The sequence below is a fragment of the Nocardia pseudobrasiliensis NBRC 108224 genome, from assembly GCF_001613105.1.
GTDB lineage: Bacteria > Actinomycetota > Actinomycetes > Mycobacteriales > Mycobacteriaceae > Nocardia > Nocardia pseudobrasiliensis.
In genome coordinates this window covers 161479-186520 of record NZ_BDBS01000009.1, presented here as the reverse complement: position 1 = coordinate 186520, position 25042 = coordinate 161479, and the positions used below count along the sequence as shown (strand labels likewise).

Genomic DNA, 25042 nt, shown 5'->3' with positions numbered 1-25042 from the left:
GCGATGGCCGTCCGGGACCGCAACGCGCTGCTCGCCATCGCGAGCGAGGTATTGGATTCGGTCGCACCGCGTTTCGCCGAGGGCATCGGCGCCCCGAGCGCGGTGCAGAAGGGGCGCGGCGACTTCGCCACCGCGCTGGATCTCGAGCTCGAGCGCACCCTGTCCGAGCAATTGCGCGAGCGCACCGGAATCCCGGTGCACGGCGAGGAATTCGGCGGTCCCGAACTGAGCTCCGGCACGGCCTGGGTGCTCGATCCGATCGATGGCACCTTCAATTACTCGGCGGCCCATCCACTGTCGGGCATGCTGCTGTCGCTGGTCGACGACGGTGAACCGGTACTGGGACTGACCTGGCTTCCGCTGCTGGGCCGCCGCTACGCCGCCGTGGTCGGGGGTCCGGTGTATCTGGACGGAAATCCGTTGCCGCCCTTGGCGCATGGCAAACTCTCCGATGTCATGATCGGCTTCGGCACGTTCAATCTCGACAGTCACGGTCGCATCCCGGGGCGGTTCCGCTTCGATCTGCTCGGCGCGCTGAGCCGGTTGTCGGGGCGCATGCGCATGCATGGTTCGACGGGAATCGACTTGGCGTTCACCGCATCCGGCGTTCTCGGGGGCGCGGTCGTGTTCGGCCATCATCCCTGGGACAACGCCGCCGGGGTCGCGCTGGTGCGCGCGGCCGGGGGCGTGGTGACCGATCTGCGCGGCGAGCCGTGGACGCTGGCCTCCGGGTCGGTGCTCGCGGCCGCGCCCGGCGTGCACGAGGAACTGCTGGAGCTGATCGATATCGCGGTGGATCGGGAGACCGCGCGCCGCACGACGGGAGACCGAACGCAATGACCCTGGCCGTACGCGTGATTCCCTGCCTGGACGTCGACGCCGGTCGCGTCGTCAAGGGCGTGAACTTCGAAAATCTGCGCGATGCGGGCGATCCGGTGGAACTGGCCGCGGCCTATGACGCCCAGGGCGCCGACGAGCTGACCTTCCTCGACGTCACCGCCTCCACCGGCGAGCGCGGCACCATGATCGACGTGGTAACCCGCACCGCCGAGCAGATCTTCATCCCGCTGACCGTCGGCGGCGGCGTGCGCACGGTCGAGGATGTCGACCGGCTGCTGCGCGCGGGCGCGGACAAGGTTTCGGTCAATACCGCCGCCATCGCCGATCCGGAGATCCTGCGCGAGATGTCGGAGCGCTTCGGCTCGCAGTGCATCGTGCTGTCGGTGGACGCGCGGCTGGTGCCCGAGGGCAATGATCCGACGCCGTCGGGCTGGGAGGTCACCACCCACGGCGGTAAGCGCAGCACCGGCATCGACGCCGTCGAATGGGCCGTGCGCGGAGCCGAATTGGGTGTGGGCGAGATCCTGCTCAATTCGATGGACGCCGACGGCACCAAGGCCGGCTTCGATCTGCCCATGATCGCCGCGGTCCGCGCGGCCGTCACCGTGCCGATCATCGCCAGTGGCGGTGCGGGCGCGGTGGCCGATTTCGCGCCCGCCGTGCAGACCGGCGCCGACGCGGTGCTGGCCGCGAGCGTATTCCACTTCGGCGATCTGACGATCACGCAGGTCAAGGACGCCATGCGCGGCGAAGGTATCGTCGTACGGTGAGCACGAGTTTGGATCCGGGGATCGCGTCCCGGCTGAAGCGCAACGAGGCCGGACTGGTCGCGGCCATCGCCCAGGAGCGCGCCACCGGCGATGTGCTGATGATGGCGTGGATGGACGACGAGGCCCTGGCCCGCACGCTGGCGACCCGCAAGGCCACCTACTATTCGCGCTCGCGCCAGCAGTACTGGGTTAAGGGTGAGACCTCCGGCCACACCCAGTACGTCCACGAGGTGCGCCTGGACTGCGACGGCGACGCCATCCTGCTGATCGTCGATCAGGAGGGCGCGGCCTGCCACACCGGTACGCACACCTGCTGGGACGGTGACGTTCTGCTGTCGGACCGATCCCGCTAATCGGTCATCGAGTCCGCGGGCGGCGTCGGCCGTCCGCTGGAGCGGCCGATACCGCGGTCCATACCCGTCTCCAGCTGCTGGACCAGCGTCTGGCCGAGCTCGAGCAGCTGCCGGGTCTGATTGGCATCCATACCGTCGAAGACCAGTCCGCGCACGGCGTCGAGATAGCCGGGAGTGGCCTCCTCGACCTTGCGATAGCCGGTGTCGGTGAGCACCGCATGTGCGCCGCGTCGCCCGGGCAGCACCTCGCGATGCACCCAGCCGAGTCGTTCCAACTTGGTCACGACATGGGACAGTCGAGATAGCGATGCATTTGCCTTATAGGCGAGTTCGCTCAACTGCAGCCGGTGCCCCGGTTCCTCCGACAGCACTGCCATTACGAAATATTCGAAATGCGTCACGCCGGATTCACGCTGCAGTTGCGTATCCATTGCCGCTGGTAGCCGAGTCGTCAGTGCGACAAGGGTCCGCCAAGCTCGCTGTTCTATGGGATTCAGCCACTTCGTCACTTCGCGCCCTCTCTTGCAGCCAAGTGACGGTGATTTCGTTAGCAATCCTAGGGATTATTGAAACTTCAATTCACGGTCACCTGCGGCTTCAAGTTTGCCACGATTTCGCTCGAAGGTCACCCGTGTTGGAAATGACGTGACATCTCTCACGGCTGATCAAGCGTCCGACTGCGTCGGCGACGTCGGGGTAGTCGTCGGCGCGGGCTGCTCGGGCCGGGTGGCCGCCCGATGTTTGCGGAAGCGCCGCCGCACGCTGCCGAACACGACGAGCAGGAACAGCGCGGCCGCGACGATCGCGCCGATCAGGGTCGCCCCGCGGAATCCGGGCGCATCGACGTCGAGTACCCGCTCCCCGGCGTGCGCGGCGCTGCTGCCACCCGCCACGATCGATAACGTCATCAGATTCGGGACGGCCGCGGCCACCGCGAGCACCGCCGCCGCTCCCGCGACGAACCGGCCACCGCGCCTGCGCCAGATCAGCGCCGCGCACAGCAGAAGTAGCAGCGGCACCAGCGAGCACAGGAAGCCCAGCGCCAATCCGGACCAGATGCCCTTGGCGAAGCTGCCGTGCCCGGACATCTCCGCGATGCGCTGGGCCCACCAGCGCGGGATGAAGGCGGCCAGCAGGAAGTAGGCGATGACCAGCGCCACGATCACGAGCAGCAACCCGACGATCCGGTTGCGCCACGTGGCGGACGACGACCCGCTGCCGGGTGATTGCTCCACGCTTCGCGTAGTCATACCTCTCAGGGTATGCGCCCGGCCTCGAGCCGAGGGGTTGTCGCGAACAGCGTTTCGGATCAGCCGTTTCGTTGGCGGAGGAACTCCAGCGCGGTATCGGCGTGGGTATTCGCCCTGAATTCGCTGGAGATCACCTTCAGGACCGTGCGGTCGGTATCGATGACGAAGGTCTGCCGCTTGACCGGAGCCAGTTTGCCGAGCAGCCCGCGTTTGACGCCGAATCGCTCGGCGACCGCGCCGTCCTGATCCGACAGCACCGGATAGGCCAACCGCTGCTTATCGGCGAAGCCCGCCTGGGTGTCGATCGAATCGGTGCTGATGCCCGCGCAGGACGCGCCCAGGGCGGCGAATTCGGCGGTGAGATCCCGGAAGTGGCACGCCTCGGCCGTGCAGACCGGCGTATTGGCGGCGGGGAAGAAGAACAGCACCAGCGGCCCGTCCGCCAGCAGCGAATCGAGGGACCGGGCGGTGCCCGACTGATCGGGAAGCTCGAACTGGGGTGCGCGCTGGCCTTGCTTCATGGCATGGACAGTACCGGGCGCGCGAGGCGCCCGGCACCGGTGGCGAATTCGGTACTAGGCGCCGATCAGCGCGGCAACTTCCGGGTTCTTGATATCCATGACGTCGAGGATGCCGTGCGCCTTGAGGAACGGCTTGAGCTCCTTGATGCGATCGGCGTGCTGCGCGTACTCCTGCGGAAAGCTGTTGCGGTCCAGGCCCTCCAGCGCCTTCACATAGGTGACGAACGAGGCGAGTGCGTTGTGCTTGCCTATTCCCGCGGGCGGGCTCATGTTCATCATCCGCGGCGCCTGGGTGGGCATGCCGCCCAACGGCTGGCCGGCAGCATGTCGCGGACCTTCCGGCGACACCGGTTGCGAGGGGTACATCGCTGGGGAACTCCTCTCTGTGGCGGTCTTCGGTCTACTTCTATTCGAGACAGATCAAGGCTCGGCTGTGTCCGATTGCCAGCCCTCGCATCAGGTGAGTTCGCGAACCGGGAAGCCGACGGCCGCGACGATGCCGGTAAGGCTAGCCCGCGCGATCGGGTCCGGGGAGGGTTTTCGCCGGTCGCGGGGTGCGGGAAACCCGCTTGCCGGTGCCTGGAATGATGAAGAAATGCACGGCCCCTCATCCGATCGTCTCGGAGAACCCACCACCACGACGCGCGAGCAGTTCCGGGCGCTGGCGGCCGAGCACCGTGTGGTGCCGGTGACCCGAAAGGTGTTGGCGGACTCGGAGACTCCGTTGTCGACCTACCGCAAACTGGCCGCCGATCGCGCGGGGACATTCCTGCTCGAGTCCGCGGAGAACGGGCGGTCCTGGTCGCGATGGTCGTTCATCGGCGCGGGCAGTCCGGCCGCGCTGACCGTGATCGACGGCGAGGCGGCCTGGCTGGGCGCGACCCCCGCGGACGCGCCGTCGGGCGGCGATCCGCTGCGGGCCCTGCGTCACACCCTCGAGGTGCTGCGCACCGAACGCCTGCCCGGCCTGCCGCCGCTGACCGGTGGACTGGTCGGCTATTTCGCCTACGACATCGTGCGACGCCTGGAACGGCTGCCCGAACTGGCCACCGATGATCTGCAACTGCCCGATATGGTCATGCTGCTGGCCACCGATCTGGCCGCCTTCGACCATCACGAGGGCGCGATCACGTTGATCGCCAACGCCGTCAACTGGAACGGCACCGACGAACGCGTCGACGAGGCCTACGACGACGCGCTGGCGCGGCTCGATCGCATGACCGCCGCGCTGGCCGCGCCCGCGGAATCGACCGTGTCGATCTTCGACCGGCCCGAGCCGGACTATCGCCGCCGGCGAACGATCGAGGAGTTCGGCGCGGGCGTGCGGCGACTGGTCGGGGAGATCGAGGCGGGCGAGGCGTTCCAGGTCGTGCTGTCGCAGCGCTTCGAAATGGATTACGACGGCAGTCCGCTGGATCTGTATCGCATGCTGCGCGCGTCGAATCCGAGCCCGTACATGTATCTGCTGCATGTGCCCGACGGCTCGGGCGGCACCGCGTTCTCGATCGTCGGTTCCAGCCCCGAATCGCTGGTGACGGTGAAGGACGGGGTGGCGACCACCCATCCGATCGCCGGTACGCGCTGGCGCGGGGCGACCGACGAGGACGATCTGCTGCTGGAGAAGGATCTGCTGGCCGACGAGAAGGAGAACGCCGAGCACCTCATGCTCGTCGATCTCGGCCGCAACGATCTGGGCCGAGTCTGTCAGCCCGGCACCGTGCGCGTCACCGACTACCGCCACGTCGAGCGCTACAGCCATGTGATGCATCTGGTTTCGACGGTGTCGGGTCGGCTCGCGCCCGGCCGCATCGCCCTCGACGCGGTGCAGGCATGCTTCCCCGCGGGCACGCTGTCCGGTGCGCCGAAGGTGCGGGCGATGGAATTGATCGAGGAGCTCGAGCCCACCCGGCGCGGCGTCTACGCCGGGGTGGTCGGCTATCTCGACTTCGCGGGCGACGCCGATACCGCGATCGCCATCCGCACCGCACTGCTCAAGGACGGCGTCGCCTACGTCCAGGCGGGTGCGGGCATCGTCGCCGACTCCAAGGCCGAATACGAGGACACCGAGGCCCGCAACAAGGCCATGGCGGTACTCAAGGCCGTCGCCGCGGCCAGGACCGTACGCACCTTCGCCCCCGACGACGGCAAGGATCGATGAGTTCCCCGGAAACCGAACCACCCCAGCCCGATTCGCGCGGGCCCCAGCCGCCGCGTCGTGACGATCCGCAGGCCGACGCCGCTCACGCCGCTGCGGTGGCCCACCCTCGGAAATATCCGATCGGGCCGGTGCTGTTGCTCGCGGTCGCGGCGCTCGCGCTGTGGGGCTCCTCGCGGCTGAACTGGGTGACGCTGCGCTCCTCCGACGGGCTCACCGAACCGCGGACCCATCAGCTCAACGGCGGGCTGTGGTTCGGGGCGCTGACGCCGCTGGCGCTGGTGCTGCTGGCATCGGTCGCGGCCGTACTGGCCGCGCGGGGCTGGTTGCGACGGCTGGTCGGCGTGGTGGTCGCGGTACTGGCCGCGGTGGCCGCGGTGCCCGGCTTCGCCATGCTGACCCATCACGGCGATACCGCCGCCCGCGCGGCCCGGCTGGCCGAACTGCCCGCCCGAGCACAGGTGGACCAGGTCACCACGGCCGGATTCCCCGCATTACTGAGCGTGCTGGGCGCGTTGGCGGCGTTCGTGGCGGGCGTATTGCTGGCCCGTATGCCCGAGACCACCGCGCGGCTGTCGGGCAAGTACGACAATCCGGTGTTCCGCCGCGCGGCGGCCGCCGCGCAGGTGGCCGAGCGGCACGCGAAAGCCGCCAGCGGCCAATCGGATACATCGGAACGACCGGACGAATCCACCCCGACCGGCGGGTTGTCCGAACGCGTGCTGTGGGACGCGCTCGACGCGGGAACCGATCCGACCGACGACGAGCCGGGTAAGCGATGACCCGCGCGGCTCGCGGATGCGACGCAGAACACCCCGCCGTCGGCGCGGCGAACATAGCCAATTACTCTTTATCAGCATCGGTGAGACAGCGCCTGGGGGGATTCTCAGGCAGCAAGTCCGTCTCCCCAGAAAGGATTCGAGCCAGATGACGGTACTCGACTCGATTCTCGACGGGGTCCGCGCGGATGTGGCCGCTCGGGAAGCCCTCCTGGATTTCCAGGCCGTCAAGAAGGCTGCCGCCGCCGCCCCGTCGCCGCGCAACGGGCTGGCCGCACTGCATCAGGACGGTGTCGGGGTCATAGCCGAGGTCAAGCGCGCCAGCCCCTCCAAGGGTTCGCTGGCCGACATCCCCAACCCCGCCGAACTCGCCAAGGCCTATGAGGACGGCGGCGCGCGCATCATCAGCGTGCTGACCGAACAGCGCCGCTTCCACGGTTCGCTCGCCGATCTGGACGCCGTGCGCGCCGTGGTCGATGTGCCGATCCTGCGCAAGGACTTCGTCGTCGGGCCCTATCAGATCCACGAGGCGCGCGCCCACGGCGCCGACGTCATCCTGCTGATCGTGGCCGCGCTGGAACAGGATGTGCTGTCCTCGCTGATCGACCGCACCGAATCGCTGGGCATGACCGCCCTGGTCGAGGTGCACACCGAAGAGGAAGCCGACCGGGCCCTGGAGGCCGGCGCCTCGGTGATCGGCGTGAACGCCCGCAATCTCAAAACCCTCGAGGTCGACCGTGATGTGTTCGCGCGCATCGCGCCCGGCCTGCCGACCGAGATCATTCGCGTCGCGGAATCCGGTATCAACGGCACCGCCGATCTGCTCGCCTACGCGGGCGCCGGAGCCGATGCCGTACTCGTCGGCGAGAGCCTGGTGACCAGTGGCGACCCGCGCGCCGCGGTCTCCGAACTGGCCACCGCCGGAACGCATCCGTCCTGCCCGCGCCCGCTGCGCCGCGGAGCCAGCCGATGACGGATCTCCCCGATACCGCGCTGCCGCAGGCGAGCGAGGGCGTCGTCAAGCGCAGTCACGACCCCGACGGGGGCGGCCATTTCGGCGTCTACGGCGGTCGGCACGTACCCGAGGCGTTGATGGCGGTGATCGAGGAGGTCACCGCCGAATACGACAAGGCCCGAGTCGATCCCGGCTTCCTGCACGAGCTGGACCGGCTGCAGCGCGACTACGCCGGTCGCCCCTCGCCGGTATTCGAATGCGAGCGGCTGTCCGAGCACGCGGGCGGTGCGCGCATCCTGCTCAAGCGGGAAGATCTGAACCACACCGGATCTCACAAGATCAACAATGTGCTCGGTCAGGCGCTGCTCGCCAAGCGAATGGGTAAGAACCGGGTCATCGCCGAGACCGGCGCGGGCCAGCACGGCGTGGCCACCGCGACCGCGTGTGCGCTGCTGGGCCAGGAGTGCGTGATCTACATGGGCGCGGTCGACACCGCCCGCCAGGCGCTGAATGTGGCCCGCATGCGGCTGCTCGGCGCGGAGGTGGTCTCGGTGACCACCGGCTCGCAGACGCTCAAGGACGCCATCAACGAGGCGCTGCGCGACTGGGTTTCGCACGCCGACGACACCTACTACTGCTTCGGCACGGCCGCGGGCCCGCATCCGTTCCCGACGATGGTGCGCGATTTCCAGCGCGTCGTCGGCCTCGAGGCGCGGGTGCAGGTGCAGTCGCGGACCGGGCGGTTGCCCGATGCCGTGGTGGCCTGTGTGGGTGGCGGATCCAATGCCATCGGCATCTTCCATCCGTTCATCGATGATCCGAGCGTACGACTGGTCGGCTTCGAGGCCGCGGGCGACGGCGTCGAAACCGGAAGGCACGCCGCCACTTTCACCGGCGGACGCCCCGGCGCGTTCCAGGGCGCGTACTCGTATCTGCTGCAGGACGAGGACGGCCAGACGATCGAATCCCATTCCATCTCCGCCGGTTTGGACTATCCGGGCGTCGGTCCCGAACACGCCTTCCTCAAGGATGTCGGCCGCGCCGAGTACCGGCCGATCACCGATGCCGAGGCGATGGACGCGCTGCTGCTGCTCTCGCGTACCGAGGGCATCATCCCGGCCATCGAATCCGCGCACGCCGTGGCGGGCGCGCTGCAGCTGGGCCGCGAATTGGGCGAGGGCGCAATCATTCTGGTGAACCTGTCCGGTCGCGGCGACAAGGATATGGACACCGCGGCCCGCTGGTTCGGGTTGTTCGACAAGGAGACCGATCAGTGAGTCGCCTGGGTAGTACTTTCGCGGCCTGCCGCGGCGAGAACCGGGCCGCGCTGATCGGCTATCTGCCCGCGGGCTATCCGGATCTGGCCGGATCCATCGCCGCCTGCACCGCGATGGTCGAATCCGGTTGCGACATCATCGAAGTCGGCGTCGCGTACTCCGATCCGGTGATGGACGGGCCGACCATCCAGGCCGCCACCGAACAGGCGCTGAGCGCGGGCATTCGGGTGCGCGACGTATTCGCCGTCGTCGAGGCGATCACGAAGGCGGGCGGTAAGGCCGTCGTGATGACCTACTGGAATCCGGTGCTGCAGTACGGCGTCGACCGGTTCGCGCGGGATCTCGCCGCTGCGGGCGGGCTCGGCATGATCACCCCGAATCTGATTCCGGACGAGGCGGGGGAGTGGTTCGACGCCTCCCGCGCACACGATCTGGACCGCATCTTCCTGGTCGCCCCGTCCTCGACCGAGGAGCGGCTGGTCAAAACCCTCGAAGCCACCAGTGGATTCGTCTACGCCGCCTCGACCATGGGTGTGACCGGCGCGCGCGACAGCGTGTCGTCGATGGCCCCGGAACTGTGCGCGCGGGTGCGCGCGCATTCCGATATTCCGATCGGCGTCGGCCTGGGTGTGCGCAATGGCGCACAGGCCGCGGAGATCGCCGCCTACGCCGACGGTGTGATCGTCGGTTCGGCCCTGGTGTCGGCTGCGGCCGAGGGCCTGGACGCGGTGCGCGCGCTCACCGCCGAACTCGCCCGTGGCGTGCGTTCGGCCGCCGTTCCGTCCTGAACCATCGGCGCCCGCGCCTCGTATTTCGATATAGCGACCCGTTCCTCGGGTCGCGCTGAACGGAGTACGCCGGCGAGTGTTCCCACACGCCCGCGGTGACGCGTGCGTCGCTGGATTCGGGGGGCCGGGCTGCTCGAGTCGGTCGAGGGGTCCGGCAACGATCGAGCGGCGCTCGCCCGGACCCGCGGGCGCGTCGTCGGCGTATTCCGTTACGGTGGGGCCCGTGACTTTTCCATCCTCGGCCGTGCTTGCCTACATTCCCAGCCCGCCGCGTGGGGTCTGGTATGTGGGTCCGCTGCCGCTGCGGGCATATGCGCTGTGCATCATCGTCGGCATCATCATCGCCATCTGGTGGGGTGAGAAGCGCTGGCAGGAACGCGGCGGGCAGTCGGGCGCGGTGTTGGACGTGGCCATGTTCGCGGTGCCGTTCGGCCTGATCGGCGGTCGGCTATACCACGTGGCCACCGACTGGCAGAAGTATTTCGGCGCGGACGGGCATCCGATGAACGCGCTGAAGGTCTGGGAGGGCGGCCTCGGCATCTGGGGTGCGGTGCTGCTCGGCGGCATCGGCGCCTGGATCGGCTGCCGGGTGTATCGGATTCCGTTGCCCGCCTTCGGCGATGCGATCGCGCCCGCGATTCTGCTGGCGCAGGCCATCGGGCGGTTGGGCAACTACTTCAATCAGGAACTCTACGGGCGCAAGACCGATCTGCCGTGGGGCCTCGAGATCTACGAGCGGTTCGGCTCCGACGGTCAGCTGGACATGATGAACGGCGTCTCCACCGGCGTGGTGGAGAAGATCGTGCAGCCGACGTTCCTGTACGAACTGGTGTGGAATGTGCTCGGCGTCGTGGCGCTGGTGTGGCTGGATCGGCGCTATCGCATCGGCCACGGCCGATTGTTCGCGTTGTACGTGGCGATCTACACCTTCGGCCGGTTCTGGGTGGAGCTGCTGCGCGACGACGAGGCCACTCATATCTTCGGCATTCGCGTCAACACCTACACCTCGATCATCGTATTCGCGTGCGCCATCGCCTATTTCGTCCTCGCCACCAAGGGCCGCGAGACCGCCGAGGCGCTGCGCCCCGGCGCCGACCGGCCGTGGCCCTGGCAGCTGGCCGCGCTGCGGGCTCGCGGCGCGCAGGCGGAATCCGAATCGGCCCAGGCTGATTCGGCGACCGAGGCGGTGACCGTGGTGGACGGTGAACCCGCCGCGGACGAGCCGGAATCGACCGAGGTGATCGAGAAGGAATCCGAGGAGAAGTCCGAGGCGACGGCGGAGACGCCCGCCGACGACGGCAACGAATCCGAGCCCGCGAACGATAACTCCGCGACCGATTCGGCCGAGACCAAGGCGGCGAAATCCGCCGACTCCGGCCAGAATTGAGTGATCGAGGAGGACCAGCATGACCGATCCGTACCAGCAGCAGCCCGGCTACGGCCCGCAGTTCGGCCCCGCGGGTACCGGCCCGGGCGTCGGTGGCCCCCAGGACGCCCAGCAGCCCTACGCCCAGCCCTACGCCTACCCACAGGCCCCCGTCCCGCCCGGCGTCGACCCCAACGCCCCCTACGGCCGCAACATCTACGGCGAGCCCTACTCCGACAAGTCCAAACTCGTCGCGGGCCTGCTGCAGATCTTCCTCGGCTGGGCGGGCGTCGGCCGCTTCTACCTCGGCTACCCGGCGCTGGGCGTGGCCCAGCTGGTGGTCAGTGTCCTCACCTGCGGGGTGGGGCATATCTGGGGGATCATCGACGGGGTGCTCATCCTGACGGGCAAGGTGCGTGATCCGAACGGGCTGCCGTTGCAGGAGAACTGATCCCTCGCTTCGCTCGGGAAATTTGGGGCGGGCTGCGCCGGGGGAAGATTTGGGGGCGGGCTGCGCTGGGACGGGCCCCTTTCCCCGTGCTCGTTCCTCTCTTCCCCGTGCTCGTTCCTCTCTTCCCCGTGCTCGTTCCTCTCTTCCCCGTGCTCGTTCCCCCTTTCCCCGCGCTCGTTCCCCTTCCCCGAGCGAAGCGAGGGGATTCGACTCACGCCGAGCGTCATCCTCCACCTTCGAAGACGCATGTCGTAGGCTGTGGCGGTTCTATGTGTCTCGTATGAGGGAAACCCCGCATACTGCCGGAGAGGTACTCCATTGCGCCGCAAGCTGTTCGCTGCCGTGTTCGCCGTTGCCGCCGCTGCCGGGCTGTTGACCGCCTGCGGGAGCGGGAGCGATCCCAATGTGCTGAAGGTGGGGACCGAGGGGACCTATGCGCCGTTCAGTTTCCAGGGGACCGACGGGAAGCTGACGGGGTACGACATCGAGGTTGTGCAGGCCGTGGCCGACAAGCTCGGTAAGAAGGTCGAATTCGTGCAGACGCCGTGGGACGCGATCTTCGCGGGGCTCGAGTCCAAGCGGTTCGATCTGGTGGCCAATCAGGTGACGGTCAATCCGGACCGGCAGAACAAGTACGCCCTGTCGCAGGCCTACACCACCTCCGACGGCGTGCTGGTGACCAATGCCAACAACGGGTCGATCAAGACGCTGTCCGATCTGCCGGGCAAGACCTGCGCGCAGTCCTCGACCAGCAACTGGGGCAAGGTCGCCGCGGGCGCGGGCTGCAAGGTCGAGGCCGTGGAGGGCTTCGTGCAGGCCATTCAGCTGCTCAAGCAGGGCCGGGTGGACGCCACGGTCAACGACACGCTGGCCGTCGGTGAGTACAGCAAGAAGACCGGCGACTCCGGCATCAAGGTCGCGGGCAAGACCGGCGAGACCAGCCATCAGGCGTTCGCGGGCCGCAAGGACGAGGCCAAGCTGATCGAGGACGTCAACGCCGCCCTGGACAAACTGCGCGCCGACGGCACCCTGGCCAAGATCTCCGAGAAATACTTCGGCGCCGACGTCAGCAAGTAGCCGGTAACCTCGTCCACCGGTATGGACTCACCCACCTGGACGCTCATTCGCCACAACCTCTGGCCGATGCTGGAGGCGACGGTCACCAAGACGCTGCCGCTGACCGCGATCAGCTTCGCCATCGGTCTGGCGATCGCGCTGGCCGTCGCGCTGGCGCGCATGTCGACGATGTGGCCGCTGTCGGCGCTGGCCCGGTTCTACATCTCGATCATCCGCGGCACCCCGCTGCTGGTGCAGCTGTTCATCGTGTTCTACGCGCTGCCGCAGCTGAACATTGTGATCGATCCGTTCCCGGCCGCGGTCATCGCCTTCAGTCTCAATGTCGGCGGCTACGCGGCCGAGATCGTGCGCGCGGCGATTCTGTCGGTCGCGCACGGGCAGTGGGAGGCCTCGCAGGCGCTGGGTCTGTCGCAGGTGCAGACTCTCGGCTCGATCATTCTCCCGCAGGCCGCGCGCATTGCCGTGCCGCCGCTGTCGAACACGCTCATCTCCTTGGTGAAGGACACCTCGCTGGCGTCCACGATCTTGGTGACTGAACTGTTGCGGGTAGCGCAATTGGCGGCCGCGCCGACCTTCGACTTCTTCGCTCTCTATGGTGTCGCGGCGGTGTACTACTGGATAATTTGTTTGATACTCGGATTTGCGCAAACCCGCCTCGAGACGCGTCTTGCCAGGCATGTGGCCAGGTGACGCGCGTCATGGTTTGGTCGATTGATAGCGAAGGGTATGCCAGCTCAGCGGTCGATCTTCGACAGGACTAGGCTCGAGCACGTGATGCGACGGACAAAGATTGTGTGCACTCTCGGACCGGCAACGGCCTCCGAGGACCGGATCCGCGAACTTGTCGAAAGCGGCATGGACGTGGCCCGGTTGAATTTCAGTCACGGCGAACACGCCGATCACGCCGAGAATTACAAGAAGGTTCGCAAGGCCGCGGACCAATTGGGCCGCGCTGTCGGCATTCTCGCCGATCTGCAAGGCCCCAAGATTCGCCTCGGTCGTTTCATCGACGGCCGTACCACCTGGGCCACCGGAGAGGAGGTGCGGATCACCGTCGACGACGTCGAGGGCACCCACGACCGCGTCTCCACCACCTACAAGGAACTGGCCCACGACGCCCGCCCGGGCGACCGCCTGCTGGTCGACGACGGCAATATCGGCCTGACCGTGGTGCGCGTCGACGGCAACGACGTGGTCTGCCGGGTCACCGAGGGCGGCCCGGTCTCCAACAACAAGGGCGTCTCGCTGCCCGGCATGGACGTGTCGGTACCCGCCCTGTCCGAAAAGGACATCGCCGATCTCGAATTCGCCCTGAAGCTGGGCGTGGACTTCATCGCGCTGTCGTTCGTGCGCTCGCCTTCGGACGTGGAGCTGGTACACGACGTGATGGATCGCGTCGGCCGCCGCGTGCCGGTGATCGGCAAGCTGGAGAAGCCCGAGGCGATCGATAACCTCGAGGCGATCGTGCTGGCCTTCGACGCGATCATGGTCGCCCGCGGCGATCTCGGCGTGGAGCTGCCGCTCGAGCAGGTGCCGCTGGTGCAGAAGCGCGCGATCCAGATGGCTCGCGAGAACGCCAAGCCGGTCATCGTGGCCACCCAGATGCTCGAATCCATGATCGGCAACTCCCGGCCCACCCGCGCCGAGGCCTCCGATGTGGCCAACGCCGTGCTCGACGGCGCCGACGCGGTGATGCTCTCGGGTGAGACCTCGGTCGGTCAGTATCCGATCGAGGCGGTGCGGACCATGGCCCGCATCGTGCACGCGGTGGAGGCCGAATCCTCCACGCGGGTCCCGCCTCTGACGCACGTCCCGCGGACCAAGCGCGGCGTGATCTCCTACGCGGCCCGCGATATCGGCGAGCGGCTCAACGCCAAGGCCCTGGTGGCCTTCACCCAGTCCGGCGACACCGTGCGCCGCCTGGCCCGGCTGCACACCCCGCTGCCGCTGCTGGCGTTCACCCCGCTGCCGGAGGTGCGCAGCCAGCTCGCATTGACCTGGGGCACCGAGACTTTCATCGTGCCGCCGGTGGGCACCACCGACGAGATGATCGGTCAGGTCGACAAGGAGCTGCTCTCGCTCAACCGCTACCAGAAGGGCGACCTGGTCGTTATCGTCGCCGGTTCCCCGCCGGGTACGGTCGGATCCACCAATCTGATTCACGTGCACCGTATCGGCGAGGAGGACCACTAGGTTGAACGCGTCACTGGGCGAATCGGTTTCCACCGGCAGGAGCGGTCAGGGCCCGGAGGCGGCAGCGGAGCGTAACCACGCAGGGCCCAGAGCTCATGCCGCCGATGGACACTGGAAGACCGACCTCGAGGTGCTGCTCGATCTGCTCGATCTGGAGCAGATCGGCGAGGATCACTTCCTCGGCCATCACCCCGAGAAGGTGCACAGCCGCACCTTCGGCGGGCAGCTGATGGGGCAGGCGATCGTAGCGGCCGGCCGGACGGTGGGGCCCGAACGCCCGGTGCACGCGGTCAACGCGCATTTCGTGCGCGGCGGGGATGTGACCAAGCCGATCGAGTACCGGGTGGAACGCCACCGCGACGGCCGCTCGTTCGCCAATCGCACGGTCACGGCGTATCAGAACGATCAGGAACTGTTCGTCATGCTGGCGGCCTTCCAGGACTGGTCGCCCGGCCTCGAACACGCCACGCCGCAGCCGCAGGTTCCCGATCCCGAACAGCTGCCGCGCGTGGAGGAGTCGTTCACCGGTCTCGAGGACCGGCTGCAGATGTTCGTCAACGCGCCGCATCCGATCGATCTGCGCTACGCCAACGATCCGGCCTGGATCCTGAAGGGCACCGGCGGCACGCTGGACTACAACCGGGTCTGGATGAAGGCCGACGGGCGGCTGCCCGACGACGCGCTGATTCACGTTGCGACCCTGGGCTATTCGTCCGACACCACGGTGCTCGATTCGATCATCACCACCCACGGCCTGTCCTGGGGTTTCGATCGCATCATCGCCGCGACGGTGAACCATTCGATCTGGTTCCACCGGCCGTTCCGCTTCGACGACTGGGCGCTCTACGCCACCCAGTCCCCGGTCGCCGCCGGATCGCGCGGCCTGGCGACGGGCCATTTCTATTCGCGCGCAGGCGAATTGCTGGCGACGGTGGTGCAGGAGGGCGTCATCCGTCACTTCCCGCCGCGCGCCTAACCCAATTCCTGCGCGACGTAACCGCGGAAGGTGTTCGAGAAGAACTGGTTGTCCCCGCGCATCGATAGAATGCCCAACCGTCGCATCGAGGTGAGATCCGTCGGTCGGACGGCGTTCTGGCGGTCGCGCAGGATCAGCGCGAGCAGATCGGCGGCGCGATTCTCGGTCGCCGCGTCCAGGGCCTTCCACATCGACTTGAACTGCCCGTGGAACTGATTCTCGAGATCGAGATACGCGGCGGCGACCACGAGGGGAGCCTCGGCCATGGCCGCGCCGACCAGTTCGCGGCACAGCAGTCCCAGCAGATACGGATGTCCGCCCGCGAGTTCGACCATGGCGTCGCGCGCCGGGCGCAGGTCCATGTCGACCCACCGCGCCAGGCCGAGCAGCGCGTCGATCTCCGGATCGCCGAAACATTCCGCATAGCAGCGCAGCGACAGCACCCCGTCGAGGGTGGATCCGCCGACGGCGTCCTTCTCGATCACGTCGACCGGTCGGCGTGAGATGGTGATCAGGCCGGTCGCGTAATTGGATTCACTGGCCAGCGTCCGCAGCACCTGGAAATGCGAGCGATTGGTGAAAGTCACCGCGGCCCGGTCGAATTCGTCGAGGATCAGCGCGATGCAGACATTCGACCGGGCGACCGCGGCGAAGAAATCCTTGATCGCCCCCTCGAGGCCGTACCAGTCGGAGCTGGTCGCGACCTCCTTGGCGGCGGCGCTGACATCGAAACGCGCCGAGGTCAGCTCCGGTGGCAACGAGTTGTACAGTGCCCCGGCCCTTTTGACGATCGCCCGCAGTACATCATCGCCGGATTGATGATCGCCCACCGAGATTCGGACGAAGATCAGCTCGGGACGTGCGCCGCGATCCAGTTCCACCGCCCGCATGACGAAGCTCGACTTACCCATGCGATGGCTGCCCTGCACACTCAGATTGCTCGGTGACCCGCCACTCTGCCAGCAGGATCGAACGGTCCGCACCTGCGCGCTACGGCCGACGAAGGCATCGCCGGTCACTATCTCCCCGACGAATCGGTACGGGTTATGCCTGCTCACCCCGGCCGCCTCCCTCGCGGTTCTGCGGATGATCACCGAGCATCTGCGCCAGCAACCACTCCTGATACAGCCGAACCACGATGCGGTACTGACCCTTTTCCTCCCGGACCACATCGCGCAGCACCAGATCGTCGAGCAGGCCCCGCAATTCGGTGGCGCCGGTGTACTGGTCGGCGACCCGGTCGAACGACGCCACGCCGTCGCGGGAGGCCACCGCCACCGCCTGCAGCGCGCGGCGATAGGTCGGCCCGTCGGACTTGTCGAGATCGGTGTAGCCGGAGGTCTCCAGATTGTCGAAATCGGCCCAGCGCATGGATTCCAGCAGCAGTTCACGCACGAGTTCGATATCGGCCTCGGTGACCGCGGGGGCCCGCTGCTCGTTCATGTATTCGACGAGTTCGAAACAGAATTTCTGAATGTAGAACGCGCTGCCGCCGGTCAATTCGATGATTCGATCGATCGCCCGTTCGCGGAACCGGCTCTGGCCCGAACCGGTCGGCGGATCCTGGATCGGCCGGTCGATGAGGATGTGCGCGTACTTCGGTTCCAGATAGCTCACGCGTTCCTTCGCGAAGACGCCGAAGACGTTCGCGTGTTCGGCGATCAATCGTTCGACCGCGTCCTGACCGACGATGACCAGATGGAACAGCCGTCGTTCGATCAGCGCCTTGATCGACTGCATGAACGAGGGTGACAGCAGGCCGGATTTGATCCACTGGTCGAAGTATTGGAACTCATCGATCAGAACCACCAGCCGCGGCTTCTGTCCGGGTGGGAATCGGTCGAGGAACCGTTGAATCAGATCGATGAACACCGCCATGGGCTGTTCGTCGTCCAGCAGCGCGCGGCGGGTCCACTCCGGCGGAATCACCGGCACCGCGTCCCCTGCGCGTGCGCGATACGCCTCCTGTGCGCGCTCGAGGATTTTCCACAGCAGGGCCGCGACCAATTTGCGGCTGGAGGTCTCACCCGGCTCCGGCGCGAAATCGCCGATATTCTCGAGATCGACGACGATGAAACCGGATTCGGTGATCAGCCGCCGCGTCAGATGCAATCGGATCGATGATTTGCCCGCGCGTTTCTGCCCGAAGATGGCGACGCCGTTGCCGGGCCGCAGCGCGCTGTCGAGATGGCGGTAGATGCGGGAGATGAGTTCGCCTCGCCCGATGAACATGTCCGGGCGGTCGACCACCCGCCCGGACGCGCCGTCCTGGAACGGATTGACGATCGGGACGAAATCGTCGCCGTTGAGCAAGCGCACAGGCAGGGTGGTCTCGCGCGATTCCCGCCTGTCGAGATTGCGCGCGCCGTACTCGAGGGTGACCGGCAGCGAGAACGCGCCGTCGTCGCGAATTCGGCTGCGCACCCGGATCTTCATCACCTGGATGTGGTGGTCGCCGCCCCGGATCGCCACCGGCAGATTGTCCGACAGGCTCTTTCCGTCGAGCAGTTCCTCATCGGCGCACATCAGGGTCGGTGATTCCAGCGGCGCGGCCCCGGCGCGGTTGGACACCTTGATCTGCACGGTGATTCGACCGCTCTGATCCATCGTTGCCTGATTCAGCGCGAGCGACAGTTCCGGTTCCGGTTTGTGCTGGGCGTGCAGATCGCTGGTGGCCGCGCTGACCAACTGCAGAATCTTCTCGCAGACCGGCCAGATCGCCTCGACGGAGAATCTGGTCGGCGCCTGCCGAATCTCCTGCTGCAGGATCTTCACCGTTTCGCTGGCCCGGCGCAGGCGGGCCTCGCGATCCTCGAAGGACTTCTCCGCCAGATAATCTCGCAGCCGCTGCAGCGCGGTGGACACCCGATACAGCTGATCCTGTTCGTGCGGTCCGGTCAGATATTGATCGATCCGCTCGATGGTCACGGCGAGCACATCGTTGGACAGATCGATGTCCTGTAGGAACGACAGCTGCGCGATCGTCTGCGACTGCTCCTGCGACCAGCGTTCGGCCAGCCGCCGCCAGGCGTTCTTGAGCAATTCGGCCGAGCCCAGGCCGCCGGGCGAATCGACCTGCTGGCGCAGATAGTCCCGCGCCGGGCGACCCAGACCGTCGACCTTGCCGACGGCCTCGAGAATGATCTCCCCGCCCAGACTGGTCTGCGACACCAATTGGGTGACGAGGTCGAAGACGTTCTCGCCGTGCGCTTTCAGCTGATCGGCCAGAGCCTTGGCGATATTGGATCGGCTTTTCTGCGGACGACCGCCCAGCAGCACCATGCGCCCGTCGCGGGAGCGGACGAAGCGATTCAATGCCAACCAGGTGTCCTGTAGCGCCTCCGGATCGTCGAGACCCTCCGAAGCGCGCAGCGCCTCGAGATAGAGTTCGCGCGCCGCGTCCGGCGACTGCCGCTCGAGCATGACATCGGCGACCGTGGTCAGGCCCGAGGTCAGGAATTCGGCGAATTCCTCCTTGGTGGACTCCCAGGTGATCGCCGCGGCCGACATGTAGTTGTCGGCGCTGAGCTCTCGGGCGTGCTGCCGATTCTGGCGGCCGATATCGGCCAGACGGCGAGCGTCCTGATAGGACGGCCGCTTACCTTCGCCCTCCTTCTGCTGGCGAAGTTTGGTGGCGCTGACGGAATAGTGCTCCATCACGAAATTCACCAGCGGGGTCAGCGGGAGGCGGTCCGGTTCGCCGAGGATCTCGGTGGCCCACTCGCGCAGGTCGATGTCCTTGTAGTCGCCGCTTCTGATCTCATCGATCCGGCGGCGGATATCGGCCGACTTCTCGTCGACATCGCCCTCGAGCACCCGCTCGGCCTCGTCGTAATCGTCGACGTTCGCGCGCTGGATGAGCGCCAGCGCCAGGCCGCGCCGGGCCGCGGGCGACGGTCTGGTCTGATTGATCCGATGCCAGTCCTCGACGCATTCGCGCCCGTCGGACAGCTTGCTGATGGCGAGTTGGTAGGTGCGATGGGCGCGTTGGCCCTCATTGATATCCGTGCGTCGCGCCTGCCGCTCGAGCAGCGGGATGACGGCGTCGTATTCCTGGGTGGACAGGTAGAAGTCGATGAGGATGTTGTCCAGCGCGTCCCCGGGGCTGACCATGCCCGCGAATTCGACATTGATCACGCGCAGGGCCGCGTGCGGGCCCTCGACCCGTTTGGTCAGCCATGCCAGATCTTTGACCGCGCTTTCGGCTTTGAAACCCAGTTTGATGGCTTGGCGGTAGGCGGCCTGGGCTCCGGCGAGATCCTTCTCCCGATGTTCGAGGTGTTTGGCCTTGTCGTAGGGGTTCTCCGGAGTTCTGGTCTCCGGCTTCGCGGTCGGGACCCGGCGCACGGGGGCGATCCGCGTGGGCCGCGGGACGGGTGGTTTCGCCGCCGGGACGGGCGTCCGCACCGGCGCGGGTTCCGGTTCGGCGGGCCCGACCAATTTGCGCGCGTGCTCGGAGGCTATGTCGTCCAGCACATTTCGGGTCGAGCCGCCGGCGCTGAGCTGCCGCAGGATTCGCCACAGGGGATCGGTGCGTTTGGGTGGGACCGATTTGAAATAGTCCACCAGTGCGAAGACCGCGGCCGCGGTCTCCTCGGTCCGCGCGCAGGCGATCGCCGTCAGGCGCAGATACTCCGGATCGTCGCCGATCTCCGCGGCGGTGGTCAGCGATTGTCGCGCGTCGCGATCCTCGCCCACCAGCAGGGCGAGCACCCCGGCCAGATAGCGCAGATCCGCCGCGCTCGGATAGCGGCTCACCAAACCCTTGGCCCGCAGCAGCAGCGGCCGCACCCGGCCGTATTTCGGGTCCAGCTCATTGATTTTGACCGCATTGCCCAGGGAGTTGGTTATGGAGACCACGTCGCGACGCACCGGATCGGGCGCGGTCAGCGGCGCGCGTAGCGGCAGCACGCTCATGGCCGCGAGTTCGGCCAGCGGCGCGGAGACATCGATATCCGCCGGGGGATCGTCGGCCGGGCGAGGCGGCGAAGTCGGCGGCGCGGGCGTCTGTTCGCCGGCGGCGGCGACGGTGCGCACGAACAGGACCGCCCCGAGCGTGAGCACCAGCTGACCGTCGGGGCCCTGATCGAGCACGAGCCGATCCTCGCCCAGACTCGCCAGTCGGCCCGGCAGCAGATCCCCGCTCACCAACCGGATTTCGACCTGATCGCCGACCGACGCGACGGATCGAACGAATTCCGCGTCCACTGCTCCCACTACCTCACCTTTCGAACTGCTTCGGTCGGCGGCCTCCCCGAAGGCCGTCGCATCAACCGATCGGCGCGCATACCGCGCGCGCCCGAGCCGCCACCGCCGGTGGCGCGTCCGCGGTCGTCCCGTCGGCCACGGTCCAGCTCAACTCGGGCATATCGTCGTCGTTCACGAACAGCGGGATCTGTTTGACCCGAACCGCCTCGACCAGAATCGCGGTGGCTCGCTCGCTGTGTTTGGCCGCGGTGTAGAGCAGCAGCGGCGAGACGATCAGACCGATGAGCCACAGCGATCCGTAGGTCCAGGCGAGGGCGGCGAAGACCGCGCCCGCGGGAATCGCCACCGTCGAGCGGAATTCCGCCTCGGCATGCGTCTGGTCCCAGCTGTTCCAGATTTCACGATCGGCGGAGACGAGCCGGGCGGGAACCAGATCGAGCAATTCCGCCGCCGCGGCGGGAAGGAGCGCCGCGGTGCCCTCGGCGAGTAATCGCTCGCGACCGTCGGAGGCCCGGCGGTCGGTATACATCTGCGCGAGTTGGCCGAGCGTGTTGCGGAAATTCCGGGAGGTCGGCGAATCCGGCCGGGTGGTTTCATTGTCCAGGCGTCGCTGCACGAGTTCGGACAGTCGGCGAATATTGGCGCCCGAGAGTCCGCCGTTCACGGCGTTGGCGGTGGTCGCGAATATCTCGCGCCGCGTGCGCCCGCCGAGATATCGGCCGCTGAGCCGGAGTGCGTTCTGCCAGACCGGAACCCAGATCACCCCGGCCAGATAGGCGGCGAAGGTGATTGCCGCGAGCGTCGGCCCGCGCCCGCCGGCCGTGGCGAGCCGGGAAAGATCTTGGAACAGCGGCGTTTTCAGGCCGCGCGCGGCGGTGAGACCCGAGGCGAGCGCGAGGGTGGCCGCGATCAGATATCCGGCCGCCAACGGGGTTCTGATCTGACGAATACCTGGTAGCAGGCCGGACAGCATTGGTACTACTTTCCCGGAAGATTCGTTGTCGTACTTCGCATCGCAAGGCATTCTGCGACACGAGTTCGTTCCGGGGTCGTCGAAGACGCTGAAGCGTAACCGGATCGAGTTCGTCCGTCCGGCCCGCTTGACGAACGGATACGCGAATCTAGATCAACTCGCGGTTTTCCTCGAGATCGAAGCCCTCGCGATGGAGGGCGTGGATGGAGTAGGGCGCCGCGTCCTCGGCGGTCATTCCGAGGGCGAGTTCGCGTTCCAGGGTGGCCAGATTCGCCGCGGTGAGCAGTTTCTTGTCCCCGACCAGGCTCAGCGCTATCTCGTAGGTGCGTCGATCGCCCGATTCGGCGCCGGGATGATCCAGCCGCCACTGCGTTTCGAGGACCGTATGATCCGGTTGGTCGGTATCGACCGGAAGGGTGAAGCGCCAGGCGAAGATGTCCCGGTCGGCCACATGATCATCGACCACACCGCGCACGGTTTCGACGACGCGTTCGAGGGTTTCCGGCGTCACATAAACATGGAGCGAAACATCCGAAATGCGTTTCGGCATGTCTGAGTCCTGTTCTTGTGTCGAACCTTCGGCAGCACTGTTCCGCGGGGAGTGTAATCCTTTGTCGCGCGTTATGGGGAGGACACATGCGTGTTCTGCCGAACCTTTTCCGCGTGGATCAGGCGTGCCGGCCCAGTCGCGTCATCGTGGTGTAGGCCGGCGGCTCGCTGCGCCCGCCCGGCAGCACCACCAGCCGGGGTCGTCCGCGCTCGTCGGTGCCCTGGTTCTCGTGGATGTGCAACGCCAGCAACAGCGGAACCAGCGCCTCGGCGATGCGGTCGCCGACCTCGCAGTACTTCTCCTCCGACAAGCCCACCGGATCGGCGATGTTCTCCCGGCCCACCAGCGCGAGATCGTTTCGGGCGCGATCGATTTCGGAGATCGTGCGGGCGCCGCTGACCTTCGCGATCCGGTGCGCCTCGAGCAGCGTGAAGGTGCGCGCGGCCGCGGGCGGATCCAGTTTCATGATGTCGTCGCGGATGTGTTCGGTCATGGCCAGCACCAGATCGGCGCGTTCGATCATGTCGGGCTTGAGTTTGCGGGCCTTGAATCCGTCGGCGTCGCCGCCGAGTCCGGTGATGGTCTTGGCCGCGAGCGGTTCCACGCCGAATCCGACGAGCGCTCGCGTGCCGGCGCTTTCGGCGGTGAGGTCGGACAATCCGTGTTCGGCGGCCATGGCGCGGGTGAGGCGCTCCGCGATCACCGACCTACAAACATTGCCGGTGCAGACGAACAGGACGTGCATGGCAGGTACGCTAAGCGGCCCTTCGGCGACACGGGTAGCGCGAAATGGCCGTATCCGCCTGATTTGGTCAGATGTTCATGTTTAGGTAGCGAGTCGTGCACGAGTGTTCGCCCGCAAGTCGCCGTACAGGGTAGATCATCGGAAAACGACTGTTTTCAGCCGGAACCGTCCGGGTAGTAAGCCGTTTCGTCGACCACGGGCGCGACCAGTGGATCGGTTCGTTGCACCCGGCCGCGGGTGGAGAACAGCCTGCCGCGCGACGGGACCGTGGGCGCGAACTGGGCGAGTCCGGTCGGGATTGTCATATCGTCGTACATCGCGTCGATACCGCCGCGGGCGAAGTACGCCTCGTGCCAGAATCCGGTGCCGCCGGAGTCGCGGAGAAATTGCTGCCACCAGTCCCGGTGCGGCGCGGATCGGGTCCAACGCTCCAGGCTGTCCAGATCCCGCCAATACTGCCGGGCTCCCCAGTGCGGCGGGAACAGCGACCAGATGACGTCCTCGTGCAGCAGCAGCCCGTCGGGCCGATCCCGATGCGAGCGATACAGTTTCGGGCCGAGCCCGAGCAGCCGTAGAACACCCCTCGGTCTGCGCACCCGCATACCGAGATAGATGACGACGAGATCCGGGTATTCCGACAGGTCCGCCGTCAGCCGGTTCACCCGCATATTCGCGACCTCCGCTCGAGGGCTGTATCTCACCCTACGCGGATCTACGCATTCGCGGCCGGACCGGTTCAGCGCAGCCCGTCGACCACGATCCGGGCGGCATCGGCCAGCAGTGCGTTATCGGCCTGAGCCTGCTGATCGGATTTCACGCTGAGGATCGAGATCACCACCGGCGTGCCCCGCTCGGTCCACGCCACCGCGACGTCGTTGGCCGAACCGTAGTCGCCGGTGCCGGTTTTGTCGCCGACGGTCCACTCCTTCGGTACGCCCGCTCGAATGCGTTGTCCGCCGGTGGTATTGGCGACGAGCCAGGATTTCAGCCGGTCCCGCTCGGGTGCGCCGAGCGCCTCACCGGTCAGCAGCGCGCGATAGTCGTTTCCGATCGCGGCGGGCGTCGTGGTGTCGCGCTCGTCGCCCGGAATCGAGGTGTTCAATTCGGTCTCCCACCGATCCGACCGGGTTACCGAGTCGCCGAGCGTCCGCAATGCCTTCGTCAAGGCCTCCGGCCCACCCACGAGTTTCAGCAACTGGTTCCCGGCCGTATTGTCGCTCTTGGTGATTGCCGCCTCGCACAGCTCCGCGACGCTCATCCCCGTATCGATCCGCGTCTCGGTCACCGGCGAATATTTCACGACGTCCTCGCGCGTGTAGTGCACCACCTGCTCGAAGTACCCGGTAGCCAGTGGATGCTCGCGCAACAACGTCCCGCACACCAGCGTCTTGAACGTCGAATCGAAGGCGAACCGCTCATCCTGCCGATATCCCACCCGCTTGCCGTCCGAGTCGATCGCGAACACCCCCAGCCGAGCCCCGTACTTCCGCTCCAGCTCACCGAACCGCTGATCCGACGAGCTCGCCGCCGGTGTAGTCGGAACAGACCCCGTGCTCGAACACCCCGCCACCATCACGACCCCCGCGACAACCGCAACCCCGACCCACCGACTCAACCGCATCCCGCACCTTCCGTCTCGTCACGTGCGGCCCACGATTCCATACAGAAGATTCCCGGCCGTCAGGCCGGTGTCACTTCGGAGTCAGTGCGCCGTTTCTTTCAGCTCCGCTAAACAAATCCGCTGATTTCTCAGGGGTTTCCCGGATTGGATTGACATCGGTCTCGCGGGTGATTGGATGACGGCGTGATCGGCGG

25 protein-coding genes are annotated in these 25042 nt (G+C 66.9%); 14 read left to right on the top strand and 11 right to left on the bottom strand.

The window, feature by feature from the left end:
- Positions 1-3: 3 nt before the first annotated feature.
- From NP4_RS10465 to hisI, 3 genes are read left to right on the top strand one after another with little or no spacing between them, the layout of a single operon-like run.
- Complete coding sequence (locus NP4_RS10465; protein ID WP_067995607.1) at positions 4-840, top strand: inositol monophosphatase family protein; 837 nt, start codon at positions 4-6, stop codon at positions 838-840.
- Positions 837-1610 carry an imidazole glycerol phosphate synthase subunit HisF gene (hisF, locus tag NP4_RS10460; protein ID WP_067995605.1) on the top strand — a complete coding sequence of 258 codons (774 nt, stop codon included), beginning with the start codon at positions 837-839 and terminating at the stop codon, positions 1608-1610. Before NP4_RS10465 ends, hisF begins: the two co-directional genes overlap by 4 nt.
- Entirely contained in the window at positions 1607-1963 is a 357-nt protein-coding gene (gene hisI, locus NP4_RS10455; RefSeq protein WP_067995604.1) for a phosphoribosyl-AMP cyclohydrolase, read from the top strand. The genes hisF and hisI overlap by 4 nt, the downstream gene beginning before the upstream one ends.
- Here hisI and NP4_RS10450 read toward each other — a convergent pair.
- The 4 genes from NP4_RS10450 to NP4_RS10435 form a co-directional block, all read right to left on the bottom strand.
- Positions 1960-2472, bottom strand: a complete 513-nt coding sequence (locus NP4_RS10450; RefSeq protein WP_245997905.1) for a MarR family winged helix-turn-helix transcriptional regulator — start codon at positions 2470-2472, stop codon at positions 1960-1962. The genes hisI and NP4_RS10450 overlap by 4 nt on opposite strands.
- Before the next feature lie 156 nt (positions 2473-2628).
- Positions 2629-3213, bottom strand: coding sequence for a permease (locus NP4_RS10445; RefSeq protein WP_067995593.1), 585 nt, complete (start codon positions 3211-3213; stop codon positions 2629-2631).
- Positions 3214-3272: 59 nt separating this feature from the next.
- The gene (locus tag NP4_RS10440; protein WP_062510075.1) at positions 3273-3734 is read right to left on the bottom strand and encodes a peroxiredoxin; all 462 of its coding nucleotides are present in this window, start codon (positions 3732-3734) and stop codon (positions 3273-3275) included.
- A 54-nt stretch (positions 3735-3788) separates the two neighbouring features.
- Positions 3789-4100 carry a hypothetical protein gene (locus NP4_RS10435; protein ID WP_062510077.1) on the bottom strand — a complete coding sequence of 104 codons (312 nt, stop codon included), beginning with the start codon at positions 4098-4100 and terminating at the stop codon, positions 3789-3791.
- A 229-nt stretch (positions 4101-4329) separates the two neighbouring features.
- On the opposite strand from NP4_RS10435, the gene NP4_RS10430 reads away from it, so the two are divergent.
- The 11 genes from NP4_RS10430 to NP4_RS10380 all read left to right on the top strand — a co-directional run bounded on the left by NP4_RS10430 (position 4330) and on the right by NP4_RS10380 (position 15751).
- On the top strand, positions 4330-5892 hold the full coding sequence (locus NP4_RS10430; RefSeq protein ID WP_067995586.1) for an anthranilate synthase component I: 1563 nt from the start codon (positions 4330-4332) through the stop codon (positions 5890-5892).
- On the top strand, positions 5889-6671 hold the full coding sequence (locus NP4_RS10425) for a TIGR02234 family membrane protein (protein ID WP_082875733.1): 783 nt from the start codon (positions 5889-5891) through the stop codon (positions 6669-6671). The genes NP4_RS10430 and NP4_RS10425 overlap by 4 nt, the downstream gene beginning before the upstream one ends.
- Positions 6672-6816: 145 nt before the next feature.
- Positions 6817-7641, top strand: a complete 825-nt coding sequence (gene trpC, locus NP4_RS10420; RefSeq protein WP_062510083.1) for an indole-3-glycerol phosphate synthase TrpC — start codon at positions 6817-6819, stop codon at positions 7639-7641.
- Complete coding sequence (gene trpB, locus NP4_RS10415; protein ID WP_067995583.1) at positions 7638-8900, top strand: tryptophan synthase subunit beta; 1263 nt, start codon at positions 7638-7640, stop codon at positions 8898-8900. Before trpC ends, trpB begins: the two co-directional genes overlap by 4 nt.
- Entirely contained in the window at positions 8897-9688 is a 792-nt protein-coding gene (trpA, locus tag NP4_RS10410) for a tryptophan synthase subunit alpha (protein WP_067995575.1), read from the top strand. Before trpB ends, trpA begins: the two co-directional genes overlap by 4 nt.
- 214 nt (positions 9689-9902) lie before the next feature.
- Positions 9903-11075: a prolipoprotein diacylglyceryl transferase gene (gene lgt, locus NP4_RS10405; protein WP_373863820.1), complete on the top strand. Its 1173-nt coding sequence runs from the start codon at positions 9903-9905 to the stop codon at positions 11073-11075.
- Positions 11076-11094: 19 nt separating this feature from the next.
- Entirely contained in the window at positions 11095-11505 is a 411-nt protein-coding gene (locus NP4_RS10400; protein WP_067995571.1) for a TM2 domain-containing protein, read from the top strand.
- Between the two features lie 318 nt (positions 11506-11823).
- A complete protein-coding gene (locus NP4_RS42525) occupies positions 11824-12582 on the top strand; it encodes a transporter substrate-binding domain-containing protein (protein ID WP_067995569.1) in 759 nt (252 codons plus the stop codon).
- 21 nt (positions 12583-12603) lie between these two features.
- The gene (locus tag NP4_RS42520; protein ID WP_067995567.1) at positions 12604-13272 is read left to right on the top strand and encodes an amino acid ABC transporter permease; all 669 of its coding nucleotides are present in this window, start codon (positions 12604-12606) and stop codon (positions 13270-13272) included.
- Between the two features lie 81 nt (positions 13273-13353).
- Positions 13354-14775, top strand: a complete 1422-nt coding sequence (gene pyk, locus NP4_RS10385) for a pyruvate kinase (protein WP_082875732.1) — start codon at positions 13354-13356, stop codon at positions 14773-14775.
- 130 nt (positions 14776-14905) lie between these two features.
- Positions 14906-15751: an acyl-CoA thioesterase gene (locus NP4_RS10380; RefSeq protein ID WP_067995564.1), complete on the top strand. Its 846-nt coding sequence runs from the start codon at positions 14906-14908 to the stop codon at positions 15749-15751.
- Here NP4_RS10380 and NP4_RS10375 read toward each other — a convergent pair.
- The 7 genes from NP4_RS10375 to bla form a co-directional block, all read right to left on the bottom strand.
- Positions 15748-16809, bottom strand: a complete 1062-nt coding sequence (locus NP4_RS10375) for an ATP-binding protein (RefSeq protein WP_147287973.1) — start codon at positions 16807-16809, stop codon at positions 15748-15750. The two genes, NP4_RS10380 and NP4_RS10375, sit on opposite strands and share 4 nt — an antisense overlap.
- Complete coding sequence (locus NP4_RS10370; RefSeq protein ID WP_147287974.1) at positions 16796-20968, bottom strand: AAA family ATPase; 4173 nt, start codon at positions 20966-20968, stop codon at positions 16796-16798. The genes NP4_RS10375 and NP4_RS10370 overlap by 14 nt, the downstream gene beginning before the upstream one ends.
- 52 nt (positions 20969-21020) lie before the next feature.
- Positions 21021-21932 (bottom strand): hypothetical protein, encoded by a 912-nt coding sequence (locus tag NP4_RS10365; protein ID WP_114755686.1) that lies wholly within the window; start codon positions 21930-21932, stop codon positions 21021-21023.
- A gap of 148 nt (positions 21933-22080) precedes the next feature.
- A complete protein-coding gene (locus tag NP4_RS10360; RefSeq protein WP_067995546.1) occupies positions 22081-22482 on the bottom strand; it encodes a hypothetical protein in 402 nt (133 codons plus the stop codon).
- A gap of 118 nt (positions 22483-22600) precedes the next feature.
- Positions 22601-23227 carry an arsenate reductase/protein-tyrosine-phosphatase family protein gene (locus NP4_RS10355; protein WP_067995544.1) on the bottom strand — a complete coding sequence of 209 codons (627 nt, stop codon included), beginning with the start codon at positions 23225-23227 and terminating at the stop codon, positions 22601-22603.
- 155 nt (positions 23228-23382) lie between these two features.
- Positions 23383-23895: a monooxygenase family protein gene (locus NP4_RS10350; protein WP_067995543.1), complete on the bottom strand. Its 513-nt coding sequence runs from the start codon at positions 23893-23895 to the stop codon at positions 23383-23385.
- A gap of 68 nt (positions 23896-23963) precedes the next feature.
- Entirely contained in the window at positions 23964-24800 is an 837-nt protein-coding gene (bla, locus tag NP4_RS10345) for a class A beta-lactamase (RefSeq protein ID WP_373863823.1), read from the bottom strand.
- Positions 24801-25042 lie beyond the last annotated feature (242 nt).